The sequence below is a fragment of the Romboutsia sp. 13368 genome, from assembly GCF_018336475.1.
In the GTDB taxonomy this organism is placed as follows: Bacteria; Bacillota; Clostridia; order Peptostreptococcales; family Peptostreptococcaceae; genus Romboutsia.
Genome location: NZ_CP048741.1, coordinates 1,421,626 through 1,421,910, shown reverse-complemented (window position 1 = coordinate 1,421,910; position 285 = coordinate 1,421,626). Strand labels below are relative to the sequence as shown.

Below are 285 nucleotides of genomic sequence, written 5' to 3'. Positions count from 1 at the left end.
TATAGTGATATAAATATAGATGAAAATRATATTAGTTCTCAGATTAAAATAGTAAGCAGAAGTGACGGTGGAGCAGTAAATAAAATAAAATTAGGAAATAAAGAACTTACAGGAAGAGATATAAGAAATATATTAAATCTTAACTCAGCTAATTTTGAAATTAAATTTGATGATAATACTTTAGATTTTATTGTAAAAGGCTATGGACATGGAGTAGGAATGAGTCAATGGGGCGCAGAAGGTATGGCACAGGAAAGGTATAAATATTATGAAATACTATCTCAT

General features: G+C 27.8%; 1 pseudogene. It reads left to right on the top strand.

The features are described 5' to 3' along the window. A pseudogene (locus tag G3997_RS05710) lies at positions 1–285 on the top strand (stage II sporulation protein D); the annotation flags it as partial.